At 60.5% G+C, this 16,767-nt stretch carries 18 protein-coding genes; 6 read left to right on the top strand and 12 right to left on the bottom strand.

Annotated features, from left to right (window positions below; all coding sequences use genetic code 11):
- Window positions 1-130 precede the first annotated feature (130 nt).
- Window positions 131-775 (bottom strand): TetR/AcrR family transcriptional regulator, encoded by a 645-nt coding sequence (locus C9E91_RS18680; protein WP_107109757.1) that lies wholly within the window; start codon window positions 773-775, stop codon window positions 131-133.
- A 304-nt stretch (window positions 776-1,079) separates the two neighbouring features.
- Between C9E91_RS18680 and C9E91_RS18675 the strand changes: the two genes are divergently transcribed.
- From C9E91_RS18675 to C9E91_RS18660, 4 genes are all read left to right on the top strand, one after another.
- Window positions 1,080-1,547 carry a (2Fe-2S)-binding protein gene (locus tag C9E91_RS18675; RefSeq protein ID WP_107109756.1) on the top strand — a complete coding sequence of 156 codons (468 nt, stop codon included), beginning with the start codon at window positions 1,080-1,082 and terminating at the stop codon, window positions 1,545-1,547.
- Window positions 1,544-2,527: an FAD binding domain-containing protein gene (locus C9E91_RS18670; RefSeq protein ID WP_107109755.1), complete on the top strand. Its 984-nt coding sequence runs from the start codon at window positions 1,544-1,546 to the stop codon at window positions 2,525-2,527. Before C9E91_RS18675 ends, C9E91_RS18670 begins: the two co-directional genes overlap by 4 nt.
- Complete coding sequence (locus C9E91_RS18665) at window positions 2,524-4,812, top strand: xanthine dehydrogenase family protein molybdopterin-binding subunit (protein ID WP_107109754.1); 2,289 nt, start codon at window positions 2,524-2,526, stop codon at window positions 4,810-4,812. The genes C9E91_RS18670 and C9E91_RS18665 overlap by 4 nt, the downstream gene beginning before the upstream one ends.
- Window positions 4,813-5,068: 256 nt before the next feature.
- Window positions 5,069-5,992, top strand: coding sequence for an SMP-30/gluconolactonase/LRE family protein (locus C9E91_RS18660; protein ID WP_107109753.1), 924 nt, complete (start codon window positions 5,069-5,071; stop codon window positions 5,990-5,992).
- Between the two features lie 4 nt (window positions 5,993-5,996).
- On the opposite strand, the gene C9E91_RS18655 is transcribed toward C9E91_RS18660, so the two are convergent.
- The 3 genes from C9E91_RS18655 to C9E91_RS18645 all read right to left on the bottom strand — a co-directional run bounded on the left by C9E91_RS18655 (window position 5,997) and on the right by C9E91_RS18645 (window position 9,905).
- Window positions 5,997-6,410 (bottom strand): GFA family protein, encoded by a 414-nt coding sequence (locus tag C9E91_RS18655; protein WP_107109752.1) that lies wholly within the window; start codon window positions 6,408-6,410, stop codon window positions 5,997-5,999.
- A gap of 195 nt (window positions 6,411-6,605) precedes the next feature.
- A complete protein-coding gene (locus C9E91_RS18650) occupies window positions 6,606-8,417 on the bottom strand; it encodes a M23 family metallopeptidase (RefSeq protein ID WP_107109751.1) in 1,812 nt (603 codons plus the stop codon).
- A gap of 132 nt (window positions 8,418-8,549) precedes the next feature.
- Window positions 8,550-9,905 carry an Nramp family divalent metal transporter gene (locus C9E91_RS18645; protein WP_107109750.1) on the bottom strand — a complete coding sequence of 452 codons (1,356 nt, stop codon included), beginning with the start codon at window positions 9,903-9,905 and terminating at the stop codon, window positions 8,550-8,552.
- 203 nt (window positions 9,906-10,108) lie between these two features.
- Between C9E91_RS18645 and mntR the strand changes: the two genes are divergently transcribed.
- Window positions 10,109-10,564 (top strand): manganese-binding transcriptional regulator MntR, encoded by a 456-nt coding sequence (mntR, locus tag C9E91_RS18640; RefSeq protein ID WP_107109749.1) that lies wholly within the window; start codon window positions 10,109-10,111, stop codon window positions 10,562-10,564.
- Between the two features lie 16 nt (window positions 10,565-10,580).
- Here mntR and C9E91_RS18635 read toward each other — a convergent pair whose 3' ends face one another.
- Window positions 10,581-11,330: a tryptophan 2,3-dioxygenase family protein gene (locus C9E91_RS18635; protein ID WP_107109748.1), complete on the bottom strand. Its 750-nt coding sequence runs from the start codon at window positions 11,328-11,330 to the stop codon at window positions 10,581-10,583.
- Window positions 11,331-11,477: 147 nt separating this feature from the next.
- Here C9E91_RS18635 and C9E91_RS18630 point away from each other — a divergent pair, with 147 nt between their 5' ends.
- Window positions 11,478-11,948 (top strand): Lrp/AsnC family transcriptional regulator, encoded by a 471-nt coding sequence (locus tag C9E91_RS18630; RefSeq protein ID WP_107109747.1) that lies wholly within the window; start codon window positions 11,478-11,480, stop codon window positions 11,946-11,948.
- Between the two features lie 143 nt (window positions 11,949-12,091).
- Here the strand turns inward: C9E91_RS18630 and C9E91_RS18625 are convergent, their stop codons facing one another.
- The 7 genes from C9E91_RS18625 to C9E91_RS18595 all read right to left on the bottom strand — a co-directional run bounded on the left by C9E91_RS18625 (window position 12,092) and on the right by C9E91_RS18595 (window position 16,654).
- Window positions 12,092-12,418: a helix-turn-helix domain-containing protein gene (locus tag C9E91_RS18625; RefSeq protein WP_107109746.1), complete on the bottom strand. Its 327-nt coding sequence runs from the start codon at window positions 12,416-12,418 to the stop codon at window positions 12,092-12,094.
- Entirely contained in the window at window positions 12,418-12,750 is a 333-nt protein-coding gene (locus C9E91_RS18620) for a type II toxin-antitoxin system RelE/ParE family toxin (protein ID WP_245407526.1), read from the bottom strand. Before C9E91_RS18620 ends, C9E91_RS18625 begins: the two co-directional genes overlap by 1 nt.
- Before the next feature lie 303 nt (window positions 12,751-13,053).
- Window positions 13,054-13,308, bottom strand: a complete 255-nt coding sequence (locus C9E91_RS18615) for a hypothetical protein (protein ID WP_107109744.1) — start codon at window positions 13,306-13,308, stop codon at window positions 13,054-13,056.
- A 109-nt stretch (window positions 13,309-13,417) separates the two neighbouring features.
- Entirely contained in the window at window positions 13,418-14,194 is a 777-nt protein-coding gene (locus C9E91_RS18610; protein WP_107109743.1) for a molybdopterin-dependent oxidoreductase, read from the bottom strand.
- A complete protein-coding gene (locus C9E91_RS18605; protein ID WP_107109742.1) occupies window positions 14,191-15,048 on the bottom strand; it encodes a cytochrome b/b6 domain-containing protein in 858 nt (285 codons plus the stop codon). Before C9E91_RS18605 ends, C9E91_RS18610 begins: the two co-directional genes overlap by 4 nt.
- A 191-nt stretch (window positions 15,049-15,239) precedes the next feature.
- Window positions 15,240-15,863, bottom strand: a complete 624-nt coding sequence (locus tag C9E91_RS18600) for a single stranded DNA-binding domain-containing protein (protein WP_107109741.1) — start codon at window positions 15,861-15,863, stop codon at window positions 15,240-15,242.
- A 206-nt stretch (window positions 15,864-16,069) separates the two neighbouring features.
- Window positions 16,070-16,654 (bottom strand): TetR/AcrR family transcriptional regulator, encoded by a 585-nt coding sequence (locus C9E91_RS18595; RefSeq protein ID WP_107109740.1) that lies wholly within the window; start codon window positions 16,652-16,654, stop codon window positions 16,070-16,072.
- Window positions 16,655-16,767: the final 113 nt, after the last annotated feature.

Below are 16,767 nucleotides of genomic sequence, written 5' to 3'. Positions count from 1 at the left end.
GCTGTCGTCCCCTCTCCCCGCTGGCGGGGAGAGGGCTAGGGTGAGGGCCCCCAGGCACATAAGCGGCGACAGCAAGAAACTCGCCTGACGATCTCAGTTCAAAAGCATATAGGAAGCATCCTGCCGATTATCAGGCCCCCTGCGGCTTCAGCGCTTTCGGTGCACCCCAGCGCAGGCCGTCCATCAGCAGGCGGACGAGGCGGCGGGAGCGGTCGTGCCACTCCGGCGAATTGGGCATGGAATAGGTGCCGGACAGGGCATGCAGCACGTCGGTGCTGTCGACGTCGGCGCGGATCGAGCCGTCGGCCACTGCCCGTTCGATCAGGCCGCGGAGCGCGATTGGTACCATGCCGTAGCTGTCGGCGAAGAGTTCGGAATTGCTGTTGAGCAGGATGCGCAGGCTGTCGGCCATGCCGCGTTTGGTGGCGATATAGCCGACGAAGCGGTGCATCCATTCTTCCAGCGCTTGATCCGGCGCGCGTTCGCGCGAAAGCTCTTCGGCCGCATTGCAGAGCACCTCGACCTCATGGCGATAGACGACTTCGACTAGATGTTCGCGGGTTGGAAAATGACGGTAGAGCGTACCGACGCCGACACCTGCGCGGCGCGCAATGTCTTCGAGCGAGGCGGCGGTGCCGTGGTTGGCGAAGGCTTGCGCCGCGACTTCGATGAGCTTGTCGCGATTGCGGCGTGCATCCGCGCGTAGAGTTTTTGCGCCTGGCGGCGTGTCGTCCTTCAGCTCTGACGATGGCCTCGAAGCCAATTTTCGCTCCATGCGGATTGCGACTTGACGATATCCGACAAGTCTCTAGGATAATAAACGGAGGCGCCTCCGTTTAATCTGGAGTACCAGAGGATTGTTATCGCATAATGGGCCAGGATGCCATTGCCGTCTGATCGGAGGATCGAAGACGGTGAAAGAGCGGCCCTCCCCGGCGTCCCGCCACAAGCCGCACGCGCCGGCAAAAGCGCTGTAGCCTGATTACCTGGCGCCGGCCGGGCTGACGTCAAGAGCTGATGTCACGGCTGGCAGATCCTGACGATTGCAAAAGATGATGACCCGAACAGGGAGTGAGCTGATGACTACCGTCTATCTCGATATCAACGGACACGAGCACGAGCTTTCGCTCGATCCGCGTGTCACGCTTCTCGATGCTCTTCGCGAGCATCTCTGTCTGACCGGCACCAAGAAGGGCTGCGACCAGGGCCAATGCGGTGCCTGCACCGTCCATGTCGACGGCGAACGTGTGCTCTCCTGCTTGACGCTGGCTGCTCAGGCCGAAGGCCGCAAGGTCACGACGATCGAAGGGCTGGCGGCGGAAAACGGCGATCTGCATCCGGTCCAGGCCGCGTTCCTGGAACATGATGCCTTCCAATGCGGTTATTGCACGCCGGGACAGATCATGTCGGCGGTCGCTTGCATCCGCGAAGGCCATGCCGGTTCCGATGATGAAATCCGCGAATATATGGCCGGCAATCTCTGTCGGTGCGGTGCCTATCCGCACATCGTTGCCGCCGTGCGCGAAGCAGCGGAGGCCGCCCAATGAAGGCCTTTTCCTATCTCCGCGCCGGCTCGGTCGATGAGGTCCGGCAAGCCGCTGCCTCTTCCGCCACCATGCTGCTTGCCGGCGGCACGACGTTGCTCGATCTCGCCAAATGCGGCGTTGCCGAGCCCGAGACGGTGGTGGATATCAGCCATCTTGCTGGCCTCGATGCCATCTCCCTGACCGATCAGGGTGTTACGATCGGTGCGCTCGCCAAGATGAGCCGTGTCGCCGACGATGCCAATATCAAGGCGCAGTTCCCGGCCGTTTCGGAGGCGCTGTCGCTTGCGGCCTCGGCGCAGATCCGCAACATGGCGACGATCGGCGGCAATCTGATGCAGCGCACGCGCTGTCCCTATTTCCGCGATCCGGCGACCTTCGCCGCCTGCAACAAACGCGCGCCCGGTTCCGGCTGCTCGGCAATCGGCGGCGTCACGCGCAATCATGCGGTTCTCGGCACGAGCGAGGCCTGTATCGCCACCAATCCCGGCGATCTGGCGGTTGCTCTGGTGGCCTTCGATGCGGTCGTGCATCTCGGCAGCCGTCAGGTCGCGATCGATGATTTCTTCCTTTTGCCGGGAACGACGCCCGACCGGGAACATGCGATCGAGCCGGGCGAGATGATTACGGCGATCACCATTCCGGCCTCCGACGCTGCACACCGCTCGACTTATCTCAAGGTGCGCGACCGGCAGTCCTACGAGTTCGCGGCGGCCAGCGCCGCCGTCGGGCTTGAACTGGAGGCAGATGGCAGGACGATCCGGGATATCAGGGTGGCGCTTGGCGGTGTCGCCACCAAGCCCTGGCGTGCCCGCGCCGTCGAAAAAGCATTGAAAGGCCAGGTGCTCGATACGGCTGCTGTGAAGCGCGCCAGCCTGCTCGCTGTCCAAGGCGCCGTCTATCATGGCGGCAATCACTACAAGATTACGCTTGCGCCGCGTGTCGTCGAGCGCGCCATCCTGACGATGGGAGAAATGGCATGACCATCATGGAAACCAGAAAACATGGCGCTGCCGATGGCGCGCTCGGCGGGCGGCTGTCCCGCCTGGACGGAACCGCGAAGATCAAAGGCGAGGCCGACTATGCGGCCGAGCGCGATCTCGAGGGGCTGACCCATGCGGTGATGGTGCAAAGCACGATTGCCGCCGGTCGCATGACTGGCATCGATACGGCGGCGGCGGAGGGAGCGCCGGGCGTTCTGCTGGTGCTGACGCCGGACACGATGCCGGATCTGAATTCACCGACCACCTGGCTCGACACCCCCGGCCCGGAAGGCCCGTATCGGCCGCTTGTCAGGGAGATTACCTATAGCGGCCAGCATGTCGCCATCGTCGTTGCCGAAACCTTCGAGCAGGCGACAGCCGCGGCGGCACTGGTCAAGGTCACCTATGAGGAAGCTCCGGCGATCTTCAGCCTTGAAGATCCGAAGGGTGGCGAGGGTTTCCCGATCGATCCGATGACCAGGGAGTGGGGGGATGCCGCAGCGGCCCTGGCCGCAGCACCGGTCAAGATCGAAGCCGAATACAAGACGCCGCGGGAATACAACGTGCCGATCGAGCCGCATGGGCTGATCGCCAAATGGGATGGCGACATGCTGACCCTCTGGGAGCCAAGCCAGTGGATCGACGGCATGGCGCGCACCTATGCGGAGTGGTTCGGCATTCCCTTCGAGAATGTGCGGATGATCTCGCCCTATATCGGTGGCGGCTTCGGCTCAAAGGCGCTGGCATTGCCGCATGGCGCTGTTGGTGTCATGGCGGCGAAGCTGCTCGGCCGTCCGGTGAAGCTGGTCATCACCCGGCCACAGACCTTCACCTCCTTCGGTGGCCGGCCTTGCACGCGCCAGAGGATTGCGCTTGGCGCGACCAAGGACGGCAGGCTCACCTCCATCATCCATACCAGCGCCAACGAGACTTCGATCGGCGACGTGGCAGTTGAGCCATTGGGTGTCGTAACCTCGCTCATGTATGCGACGCCCAATCTCTCGTCGCGGCAGAACATTGTGGCGGTGAACACCGTCAAGCCCGGCGCATTGCGTGCCCCCGGCGAAAATCCGAGCGCCTGGGGTATCGAGAGCGCTATGGATGAGCTCGCCTACACGCTCGGCATGGACCCGCTGGAAATCCGGCTCAAGAACTATGCCGAGCGGGATCAGGAAGCCGACAAGCCCTGGTCGACAAGGCAATTGCGCGAGGCTTTCGAGGCTGGGGCCAAGGCTTTCGGCTGGGCGAAGCGCTCGCATGCGCCGCGCTCCATGCGCGACGGCAAGCATCTGATCGGCTGGGGGGTGGGCGCCGGCACCTATCCGGTGCGCCGCACGCCGGGTGAAGCGCTGGTGCGCATTCTTGCCGACGGCTCGGCGGAAGTGGCGAGCAGCGGCATCGACATGGGCCAGGGCACCTATACGATCCTGGCGCAGACGGCGGCCGAAACGCTCGGCATCCCGGTCGAACAGGTCCGCGTCAAACTTGGCGATTCCGCCCTGCCGCGGGCGCCCGTCGCCGGCGGATCGCAGCTTGCCAACCTGATGACCGGCGCCGTTTACAAGGCAGCGGTCGCCGCCCGCGATGAGCTGGTGGGACTGGCGATCAACGATCCCAATTCTCCGCTTCGTGATCTGCAGGCCAATACGCTGACCGTTTCGGAAGGCCGCATTCTGCCGCCGCGCGATGGTGGCGACGGCATCGCCATTGCCGAGCTTCTGCGGCAGATCGGCCGTGACAAGATCGAGGTGCTGCGTAACACACTGCCAGAAGACAAGCAGAGCAATGCGGATCACTATCGCAACTTCTCGACCATCGCGACCATGCTGTCGCCCACGGACGGCGACTATTCGATGCATAGCTGGTGCGCGCACTTCATCGAGGTGCGCGTCGATGAGGATTTCGGCACCGTGCGCGTCTCGCGCGTCGTCTCGGCGCTCGATTCCGGCCGGCTCTACAATCCCAAGCTTGCCGAAAGCCAGTGGAAGGGCGGCATCATCATGGGCATCGGCCAGGCGCTGCTGGAAGAGGGCATCGTCGATGAGCGCTTCGCCCGTGTCATCAATAATAACCTCGGCGACTATCTCGTGCCGACCAATGCCGATATTCCCGACATCGAAGTGATCTCGGTCGGGATTCCCGATACGCACGCCTCCGTGCTCGGCGGTAAAGCGGTCGGCGAACTGGGTATCGTCGGTGTGGCGCCGGCAATTGCCAATGCGGTTTTCCACGCGACGGGCAAGCGGATACGCGAGCTGCCGATTACGCTGGAGAAGCTGCTGTAATTTTGAGGGATTTTGGGGATGGTCGGGCGAGGCCGCTGTTGACGTGGTCTTGTGCCCGGCCCCTCACCCTAGCCCTCTCCCCGCTCGCGGGGAGAGGGGACGACGCTACACTTCCAGTGACGCAATGACGCCGGTCAAAAGCGTGTCATATCCTCAGCTTGTTTTTGACAGCCGATGATTGCTGTCACTAGACTGGCTTCTGATTATGGGAGGCCGGTCGGAGGTTGGCTGGCTGTGAGGAACAGGGCGGAGCATCATGAGCCAGTATGATATTCTCGATCAGCGCTTCAAGGCGCTGATCAACGGGTCTGCGCAATTGGAGCAGTTGTGGACGGGCGGGCGTTGGACCGAGGGACCCGTCTATGTGCCGGCCGCGCGCCATGTCGTGTGGTCCGATATCCCGAACGACCGAATCCTGCGCTATGACGAGGTAACGGGCGCAGCCGGCGTCTTCGAGAGCCCTGTCGGTTATCACAACGGCCACACGCTCGATTTCGAAGGTCGTATCATCGCTTGCGAGCATGGACGTCGGCGTGTCAGCCGGCTTGATCATGACGGCCGCTGGCGGCCGCTTGCCGAGCACTTCGACGGCAAGCGGTTGAACTCGCCGAACGATGTCGTCGTAAGGTCGGATGGCTCGATCTGGTTCACCGATCCCACCTACGGGATCGACAGTGAATATGAGGGCTTTGCCGCACCGTCCGAAATCAACGCGTCCAACGTCTACCGCATCGATCCGGCCGATGGAGCGGTGACGCTGGTTGCCAGGGACCGCGTCAAACCGAACGGTCTTGCCTTTTCCCCGGATGAAAGCGTACTTTATGTCTCCGACACCGGCGGTACGCATGTGCCCGGCCTGCCGCCGACGATCACGGCCTATTCGGTCAATCCGGACGGGCGCAGCCTCAGTGAGGGGCGTGTTTTCGCCACTTGCGAAATCGGCCTGTTCGACGGTTTCCGGGTCGATCGCCACGGCAACATCTTTGCCTCCAGCGGTGATTCCGTTCGGGTTTACGCGCCGGATGGCACGTTGATCGGCCGCATTCTCATTCCCGAGGTCGTATCAAACCTCTGCTTCGGTGGCCCGAAGCGCAATCGGCTCTACATTACCGCCACGACTTCGCTCTATGCGATCTATGTGAATAGCGGCCCTGCTGAGCCGGCTAATCGTTTGCGTTAGGCGCTCAGTTCGAATTTTTTGCTGCGCTGCTTTGCTGGAAGTGTTCGGCGCCTTCGATTTGAACCCAATCGTGTTTCGACTGCTCAAAAACCGATCTGGCGGGGGCCGGGAATTTGGGGTCGGCCATCGCGCCGACTGCAACTCCGACGAAGGACGACAGGTTTTCGGCCTTCCAATACACCGATGATCCGCAGTTGGGACAAAAGTAGGTGTGGACCTTTCCGCCGCTTGCGGCCTCGCGGGTGAACTCTTTCGACGTGCCGGAAATGGCAACGGCGTCGGCCGGATAAAAGGCGCCGACGCCAAATGGCGCACCGGTCCTGCGTTGGCAGTCGAGACAATGACAGGCGACCACCAATTTTGACGGTTGTGAAAGCGTCAGTGTAAGAGCGCCGCAAGTGCATCGGGCATCAGCCATGGGAAAACCCTCCGTTTTCTGAAGCGGGTCGCGTTGATATTTCAAACCTACGGCGGTGCAACGCGATCCCATTGAACATCGTGCAGTAGGCGTCCAAGGCTGGTCTGCTTTTCCAGCCTTGAATCAAAATTTCGTCACTTAAGGGAAAAAATGCTGGTGGTGCCCAGCGAGGCAGCTCTGCCGTAATCGCGCCGATCAGGGCCTGCCGAAATGGCCCGGGCCTCGCTCCGGTCCCTGGTCGAAAGCCGAGAAGGGGCGGGCTTCGTTTGGCGGCGGCACGTCGAGATAGGTCATGATATTGTCGACGTGGCTGACCTGCGAGCGCAGGCTGTCCAGCGATTTGCCGGTGAGATTGGTGCCGGCCGGCAATTGAGCAGTCAGCGGGTTTTCGTAGCGCCCGTTGACGCGCAGTTCGTAGTAGAGATGCGGACCGGTGGAATAGCCGGTGGAGCCGACATAAGCGATGACCTGGCCCTGCGTGACGCGCTCGCCGACATGCAGGTCCGACGGTGTCGAGGCAATATGGGCATAGGTGGTCTCGTAGCCGCCATCGTGGCGAATACGGACATATTTGCCGTAGCCCGTTTCCCAGGAAATCTTTTCGACGGTGCCGTCGCCGGCGGCCATGATCGGGCTGCCCATCGGGGCGCGGAAATCGACGCCGTTGTGGAATTTCCGGACGCCGAGGATCGGATGAATGCGCCAGGCAAATCCGTCACCGAGCGTGCCGTTAGGTACGGGGCGGTGGGTCAGCACTTTGGCGACGGAATGACCGCCCTCATCGTAGAATTCCGAGGGGCCTATGCCGCCGTCCTTGTGCAGGTAGAAGCGGTGCGTATCGCCATCGGTGTGGAACTCGATGAACATCAGTTCGCTTTTGCCATTGTCCGCCTTGCGGAACAGCAGATCGACGCTGTCGGGCGTATCGTCACCCGTCAATGCAACGCCATTTGCCTTGGCAAGCTTCATGAGCTGGTCGGCGCATTCGTCGGAAAGCCCCGCCTTCTCCAGTTTGGTGCGGATCGTCGACCGATCGTCGCTGTCGATGCTCTTGAGGTCGACGGCGGCCACTTCCGAAGAGGACGGCGCATCAGCCTGGCTCTCGCTATAGAGCGTGGAAAACAGCCGGTCGTCGGTGAGCGGCACGAAGCTGTCGGCATCGTCGCGTGCGACGATGCGCTCCGGCGTTTTTCCGCCGCTAAGGCGGGCCATGATCAGCTTCGGTTGTGCATCAGCGGTCTTTTTCTCGAGCAGCAGTTCCAGGCTGTCGCCGGGCGAAACCGTATCGGTTTCCAAGGCTCGCTGCAGCTCGTCGCCGGCATTTCCGTCGAGACCGGCGGAGGCGAGGATATCCTGCAGGTCCTGCCGGTCCTTCGGCATGGAAACCAGTCGCTTGAATTCGCGGCCTGCCTCGCCCGTGGTCGCCTTCGACACGCTGACATTCAACGGTACGCCACGGACCGGGAAGCGTGAGCGCCGGACTGCATCGTAACGATTGGCGTGCGGATAGATACCCGGGCGGATATCCGCGAGCGACGGCGCTGAGAAGAGAGCAGGCTCGGACTGGGTATCGCCGTCATAGGCCGCATTGAAGGCCGCGGCATCGCCGCCGGAAGGATCGCTATCCTCGGCTTTGAAGACCAGCGTCGTGCGATGATAGGTAAAGATGCGGGTTTCGCCGTTCGACGTCTTTTCCGCCACCTGCGCAAAGCGGGAGCCGTCGAAACGCTGTTTCGTGGCAAGCCGGTCGCTCTTGCGCAATGCCGGCTGTGATCGGACGAGCTGGGCTATGTGGATCGGCACGGCTTGTTCGATCGTGTGGCGGGCGAGCAGCGGATAAAGAACGGTCGCGAGAAGGCCGAAGGAGGCGGTGCCGGCAAGGCCGATGGCGATCAGATGGCGAAGATGGGCTGAGTGGGGCAGAAAAGGAATATAAAATTCATGATGTGGCCGCGCCTGAATCGCAGCCTCTGCAGGAAATTGGACGCGCAATGGACTTTCGGCCATGAATTGAGGAACCCTGCAGACGGCGGTGGGCCCAAACTAGGGCAAATCATGTCAAAATCTGGGCAAATATTACAGATGGGTTAATTACCGTGATCTTCAGCGCGTGCAGATTCGCGCGTTGCGAGCGATTCGTCAACCGAAGATGGTGTCGTAAAGCAGCTTGAAATTCAGCGCCAAAATGACGCCGGCAACCAGCCAGGAGAGGACGGCAACACTCCTTGAAACGGTGAATCTGCCCATTTTTCCGCGATCTGTGACGAATTGGACGAGCGGGATGACGGCAAAAGGCAGTTGCATGGACAGGATGACCTGGCTCAAAACCAGCAAATCCGCAGTACCTTTTTCACCATAAAATGCGGTAACAAAAACAACTGGAATAATTGCGAGGCCACGCGTCAAAAGCCGCCTTGCCCAGTGCGGAATGCGCAGGCGCAGGAAGCCTTCCATGACGATCTGGCCGGCGAGCGTCGCCGTGACGGTGGAATTGAGGCCAGAAGCAAGAAGCGCCACGGCAAAAAGCGTCGAGGCGATGCCAAGACCGAGCAGCGGCGACAGCAACTCGAAGGCCTGGCCGATTTCGGCGACATCCGAATGCCCGCTGTTGTGGAAAGCGACGGCTGCGACGATCAGGATCGAAGCATTGACGAAAAGCGCCAGCATTAAGGCAATGGTGCTGTCGGTCGTCGCCCATTTGATCGCATCGCGGCGGCCCTCGTCGGTGCGCTTGTAGGCGCGGGTCTGCACGATCGAGGAATGCAGGTAGAGATTATGCGGCATGACGGTCGCGCCGATGATGCCCATGGCGATGTAGAGCATCTCGTGATTGGTGACGATCTCGGGCGAGGGGATGAAGCCGTTGAGGATAGCGGCGACCGGAGGAGCGGCGGCGGCAATCTGGATGGCGAAACAGGTGGCGATGACAATGAGGAGCGCGATGACGAAGGCCTCCAGGAAGCGGAAGCCCTTATTCATCAGGAGCAGCAGCAGGAAGGCGTCCAGCGCGGTGATCAGCGCGCCGCCGATCAAGGGGATGCCAAAGAGCAATTGCAGCGCGATCGCCGTGCCGATGACCTCGGCGAGATCACAGGCGATGATGGCAAGTTCGCAGGCAAACCACAGGGCCAGATTGACCGGCCTGGAATAATGGTCGCGGCAGGCCTGCGCCAGATCGCGGCCGGTGACGATGCCGAGCCGGGCTGCGAGTGCTTGCAGCAGGATCGCCATCAGATTGGACAGCATGATGACGGCAAGCAGCGTGTAGCCGAATTGCGCGCCGCCGGCGAGATCCGTCGCCCAGTTGCCGGGGTCCATATAACCGACGGAAACCATGTAGCCCGGTCCGAGGAAGGCGATCAGCCGCCGAACCCAAGTGCCGGTGTGCGGAACATGAACTGTGGCATTGACTTCCGGAAGGCTCGGCCGCGCATCTTCATCGGGGTGGGCAAATTTCCACGCGCTCGGTGCGGCTGCTTCCTGAATCTGCGTCATGCGGGGCTCCGGGATCGTCTATGACATGACTAAACAAATATGCCGGATATCAACATTATGCAATAGGCTATATTTTATAGTATCGGCATTGTAGTGGCGCGATCACGCTGCCACCCGCAAAAATCATCATCCGCTTTCAAGATTGAAGCCGGTGCTATAAAGATAAAAGCGAGTTTATCCGTATCTCGGGGGAGCCGAACGCATTGCCGAAGAGAAAACTGCCAATCCATCGGGAAGAGCCGCTGCCGGATGCCGAGACGCATTCGGAGGGTTTCCGCCATACGCGGGAGGCCAACCGTGGCGCTCTGGTGGAGGATTATGTCGAGCTGATCGCCGATCTTATCGATGACGGCAATGAGGCGCGGCAGGTGGATATCGCGGCAAGGCTTGGCGTGTCGCAGCCGACGGTCGCCAAGATGCTCGCGCGGCTCTGCGAAGATGGGCTCGTATCGCGGCGCCCCTATCGCGGCGTTTTTCTGACGGAGGCGGGCGGCAAGATCGCCCAGGACATCCGCGCCCGCCATCAGACCGTCGAGGCATTCCTGCGGTGGCTCGGCGTTAGCGCCGAGACGGCGCGGATCGACGCCGAGGGCATGGAGCATCACGTCAGCGCCGAAACGCTGAAAGCATTCCGTCGCGCCATGCAGCGCGAGGGGTGATCAGGGCGCTCGCTCTTTATTCCGCCGCGTCGTGTTTGGAAATGGAATCGCGCACCACGCCGTATTGGCTGCCCCAGCGATCGGTCATCTCGGCGCGGATATCCCAGAGATCGGGGAAGAAGCGATGGTGGGCGCCGGCCTGCAGCAACTCCACCGGCCGGCCCTTGAGGGATTTCGAGCCGAGACCGATCGAGCGCTGGATCAGGTAGATGTGGTTGGCGCGGAATTTCTGGAAGAGCTCGTCGAATTCCGCCAGCGCCTCGGCCACGACATAGCCGTCACCGTGATCGTATTTGCCGTCATAGAGGTCCACTACCGTCAATCCTGGCGCATCGAGATAATAGGCCTTGAAGGCCCGCCAGAGATCGGGCGGCAGGCGCAACAGGAACTTGAAGCCGGGCGATTCCTGGCCGCTGCCGTTGCCGAGTTGCAGGCGGATCTGCTGATATTCCTTCGGCGACATGGTTTCGAGCAGATCGAGCTGCGCCGTCATCATCCGCATCAGCCGGTGGACGCGGCCCAGGAGCGTCACGACGCGATGGGTATTGTTTTCCTCGATGAAGGCAATGACATCGACCAGCGTATAGGCGATGAGCTTCATCCAGAGCTCTTCCACCTGATGGACGATCTGGAACTGCAGCTCGTCGCCATTGACCATCTCGTTTAATGGTTTCTGGCAGGCGAGCAGCTTGTCGCATTGCAGATAGACACCATAGTCGCGCATGTCTGGCGCCTCGATGCGCGCGTAATATTCTTTCTTCTGCATCTTCGTTCCCTTTATCCCGGCCATTGCCGCTGGCATTTTGCCCTTGTGGAAGGATACGAAAATTTCGCTTGAACATTGTTCCTGATTGTCATTCAAAATTGGCAATTGAGAGTACGAATGGCTTTGAATGGGACAATGGAGAGAACGATGGACTTGGACGCGCTCGACCACAAAATCGTCTCCGCTTTGGAAGCCGATGCCCGCATCTCCTTTGCCGCGCTTGCCGAACGGGTCGGTCTCAGCAAGACGCCGTGCTGGAAGCGCGTGAAGGCGTTGGAAGAGGCCGGTGTGATCCGAGGCTACCGGACGATTCTCGATCCGGCGCAGCTCGGCTTCGGTCTGGAAGCCTTCGTGCAAGTATCGATCGACGTCGAGCGCTTCGATGCCTTCGAAGCCGCTGTGCGCCGCCATCCGCTGATCTGGCGCTGCCATGCGACGACGGGCGAGGCCGATTATCTCCTGCATATACTGGCTGCCGACATGGCCGCCCTCGACCGGCTGCTGCGCCAGGAACTGAACCGGCTGCCCGGCGTGCGGCACACGGTGACGTCGATGTCGACGCGGGAGATCAAGTCGGATATCTCGTTTGCCGATGCGGCGCGGCATATCCGCGGGTAGCCGTTAGCCGGCGTTTGGGTGCATAAAGCAGTCAGGTCGCGGACCAGGTGGCCGTCGCTGTGGCGTAGGTTTGCGTCGAAATACCTCTAACGGAAAAGGCGGGGGAAACCCCACAAGCTTTCCTCCGCCTTACTTTTCGCTTATCAAGCTGACGCGGCGGCCGGTTCCTTGGAGCGTTTAGGCATTCGCGTGACTTTGACGGTTACATGGCGGTCGAGTGCATTAAGAACTCGCACAAGCCGATCAATGGTGAAGCGGCTTAGGTCTGCATTGCGAATGCGGGAAAGGTCAGCGGCAGTTACGCCAGTTAGCTTTTCTCCGTCGCGCACGGTCAGCTTACGCCGATCGAGCGCCGCAATGATCTCGGCCGCAAGCTGCGTCTTCATTTGCTTTGCATCGGCGTCGGGGTCGCCTAGATCAGCGTAAATGTTGCCGCTGCCCCGGACGACTTCAAAGTCATTGTCGCTCATCACAACATCTCCTTTATTCGTTTTAAACGGGCTTGAATCAGCTCGATCTCTTTTTGAGGCGTTGCTATCCCTTTGGTGGATTTCTTTTGGAAGGCGTGAACCACCCAAATGGCATCTCCCAACTGAACCGCATAGATAGCCCGGTAAGCATCCGTGCGGTATGGCAGGGCGATTTCAAACACGCCCGACCCCAAGCCTTTCATGGGCTTCGCGATATCAGCCTTTTGGCCCATGCTTGCGATAGCGAGGGCATCTTTCATTCTATCCTGAACGGATTGAGGGAACTCCTCAAAATCTCTCAGCGCTGCCCGAACCCATGCAATCTCTCTCATGGGGCGCATGTTGTCATATATGACAACATTATCGCAAGCATTTTCTTGCGAAAGTTTAGGTGCGCCGCTATTGCAAATCCATCCTGTCGCCCTTCAGCACGGAGAAGCCGCCGATAGCCACATGAGCGCCGATAAGGAAGTTGGGCAGAATGCCCCGGGCGATATAGCTGCGATTTTCAAAACGGGCCGGTTTGTAGGGAGAGCCTATTGCCACCGAAACATATGCCCTCTCGCGCCCTAACAAACTTAAGGCCCGGAAGTCCGGGCCTCATCCTCCGGATCCACCAAAGTGGCGGCGAGCCATTACATCTTGCTCATGCCCTTCTCGGCATTTTCCATGTGGGTCACACAATTTTTCATCTTGTGGGCCTTCATGGCATCCTTCGCCATGGCCACCTGTTTGGTGGCGGCTGTCTTTTTCGTCTGGTCGGTCATTGCATCCACCTTGGTCTGCAAGGCCGAAATGGAAGCATCGTCACATTTCGCCATAGATGCAGCATAGGCAGGCATAGTGCCCGCAGCCGCAAGCACGGCAGCGATCAAAATCGATCTCAGCATGTGCATTTCCTCCGAAAGGGCATAATCGCCCTTTTAACAAACGCATACCCGCCATGAGTGTTCCGGCGCCGGCCTGCGACAAATTGGATCATGCCGACGCGATGCTGTTTCAGATTCCGGCATACCATTCGTAGCCGCGATCCTCCCAGAAGCCGCCTTTGCCGCCCCAGATATCGTCGAATTTGTCGCGGATTTCGATGCGCATCACGTATTTTGCATGCTTGTAGCCGAGATGACGCTCGACCCGCAGACGCAGCGGCGCGCCATGGGCGACTTCGAGATCCTTGCCGTTCATCGAATAGGCGAGGATCGTCTGCGGGTGGAAGGCATCGATCAGGTCGATGCTCTCGTAGTAGCGGCCGCTGCCGTCGAGCGTCTGCTCCAACTCGTCGGCGCAGTAGAACACTGCATAGCGCGCGCCCAGCTTCAGCCCCGCGCTCTGCAGGATGAGGCCGAGCGGTACGCCGGTCCATTTGCCGATGGCGCTCCAGCCTTCGACACAGTCATGGCGGGTAATTTGCGTGCGCGACGGCAGTTTCTTCAGATCGGCCAGCGAAAATTCCATCGGCTTGTTGACCATGCCGTCGATTTTCAGCTTCCAGGTGGAAAAGCCGTTTTCCACCATCGCGGCATAGTCTTCGCTACCGGGATTATCCGTGCCGTTCGGGCGGAAGGTCGGCGAGATGTCCTTGTCGGTATATTCACGGGCAAGCGCCTGCGGCGAGACGAGCAGGCGTTGCGTGCCCATGGTCAGGCCTTCGGCCAATGCCAAAACCTTCTGGACGTTCTGGTTCTCGGTGATGTCGTCGCAGCCGGTAAGGCCGATGGCGCCGAGGCTGGCGGCGGAGCCGATGAGGAAGCGGCGGCGGCTGACGATCTTGCTCATGCGTCCTCTCCTTCCGTGCGGATGGCGTAGCGGCCGGTCACCATGGAGCGCATGTTGTTCCAGAGGCCGGACAGGATGACCATCGCCACATGTACGAGGACGAAGAGCACGATCGTCCAGGCGGTGATGAAATGAATGCTGCGCGCCGTCTGCCGCCCGCCGAAGATATCGAGTAGGAATGGGTAGCCGGCGTCGATGCCGGGCGACATGGTAAGCCCGGTCGCCAGCATCAGCGGCAGCAGAATGAAGATGACGATGAGATAGGTGAGCTTTTGCAGCGCATTGTAGCGCTTGGCCTTCTCGCCTTTCGGAAAGCGAAGGCGGGCATGCTCGACAATCTCGTGCCAGAGATTATGCAGCGAAACTTCGGCACCCGAGGGCGCCAGATCACGTCGAAAATGGCCGGCAATGAAGCCGTAGAGCAGATAAATCAGGCCGTTGAACACAAAGAGCCAGGCGAAGAAGAAATGCCAGCGTCGGCCGTCGGCCAAATCCTGGTAGCTTGGGATCGTCGCCCAGGCGGGAAAGGCGCGTTCGGTCCACTCACCGTCCTCTTTCGAAGCGCCGAGAATGCCGGTCGTCGGGATCGTCAGGTTGCCGATGCGGAAGGTGCCGTAGGGCTGGTTGTCGCCATCGGTGGCCGATATCTGCAGCCACGACGGATCGGCATTGGCGCCGTACTGACCCCAATAGAGGGCGGGATGGGCGTTGAAAATCTGCATGCCGCTCATCAGCAGCAGGGAGAGACAGAGCACATTCAGCCAGTGCGTCAGGCGGGTGACGATCGAATGCCGGCGAATGTAGATCGTCCGGGGGTGCGCAGGCGGCGCACCGGTCGCATCGATGTCGGCCATGGCTAGGCTCCTCTCGAAATCTAACGAACCCTCTGGAAACCCGGCCGCATAGTACCATAAATCGACCGGGAATGTGGCGGCGCTCCATCGCCAGGGGCTAAACATGGAGCGCCGCGTGGCAGGCCGACGGCGGGCGGATGCCGATTGGCCTGCGAGCTTCCCTTGGCGGGAAGATCTTTTTGACGGGAAGATCACATGGGTGGAATGGTGCCGTTGACGCCGACGGCGACGCGATCGCTGGAAACCATGCCGTCGCCAGAGGTTTCACCGGTGATGAAGACACCGGCGCCGGCCTTCAGATCGTCCTTGGTGGCCGAGACGAGGGTCACGACCGGAGTGCCGTCCGGAATGTTGATCTTCTTCTCGCCGCCCTTGTAGGTCAGGGTCAGCGTCGGGCCGTTGACCGACTTGACGGCATTGGCCACCGTGGCGTTGGTCATGGAGCTGTTTGGCTTCGAGTCCCAGGGCCGGTCGCCTTCGCCCGTGCCCTTCATCGCGGCGGGGAAGATCACGACTTCGATGGCGCCTGCAACACCGCTGTTCGTCGGCTCATTAGCGATGCCAACGAAATCGCCGGGCTTGATATCGGTTGCCGAAGCCTTGGTTACGCCGGTGACGGCCCAGCCCGATTTCAGCATCACGCTGATGTCCTTGCCGTCGCGGGACTTGACCTTGAGAGTATCGCCATCGAGGCTTTCGATCGTGCCGCGCACACGGACACGGTCGGCGGCATTGGCCCCCTGCAGTGCGGCCAGCGTTACGACAGCGCCGGCGGCCAGGGCCAACATGCCCTTGGTCAGAAGCTTGCGATCCATGATTAGTCTCCTTGATATACCTACTAATCGGTAGGTTTTTCGACAGACGGCCGGGATCGGCCAATAGAGTTCTTTGCATGGGAGGATCGGAAGATCGTCATCCCGATCTGCAACGGGGGCGATCCTATCTACCACTCGGTAGCTTCGCCAATCAAACAAGCGTGAGAGGCACGTTACCCATCGAAATCACGAAATGATGAATAATTTCAATGGGGAAAGGCCAGTCGGTCGAACAGCGGTTCGACAATGGTGGCAAAGACCGCCGGGTCGCCAAAGGCTCGCGCCGAGAGTATGGCGCCATGTACGCTTGCCATGAAGGACAGGGCCTCCTCGGCTGCCGGGCGGGGCAAAACGAGACGGCCTTCGGCCGCGCCTTTTTCCATGACAGTGGCAAGCCACCCCGAGAGATCGCGGAAATGTCCGCGCACTTCGGCGGCAACATCGGCCGGCAACACCGGCAGTTCGGCGGCAAGCATGGCGCAGAGGCAGAAGGGGGCGGTATCGTCTTTGATGCAGGCTTCCCAGAAGCCCGTATAGGCGCGAAGGCGCGCGACGGGATCGGCAATATCGGCGTCGGCCCTCGCGAGGCCTTGCCGTGCCTCCTCCCGATAGCGCGCCACGACGATCCTGACGAGATCGGCCTTGGTCGGAAAATGGTGATGGATGCTGGCTTTCCGAATGCCGACCTCTGCCGAAATATCGGCAAAGCTGAAGCTGTTGTAGCCGCCGGCGATGATCAGGCCGCGTGCGGATTGGACGATCTCGTCGGCTTTTGTCGAAATATTGCTCATTCGTTTTGCCTACCTATTGGTAGGGTGCCTGTCAAGTCGCTCGGATTATCCGTTTCGTCGCCGAGAATTCAGCAAATAGGGGAATAGGGTTGAAACTTTATAGTTTCACGCAA

This window comes from Rhizobium sp. SEMIA4064, assembly GCF_003025035.1.
GTDB lineage: Bacteria > Pseudomonadota > Alphaproteobacteria > Rhizobiales > Rhizobiaceae > Rhizobium > Rhizobium paranaense.
The sequence above is the reverse complement of the archived record's forward strand: the minus strand, read 5'-3'. Positions and strand labels throughout refer to the sequence as shown.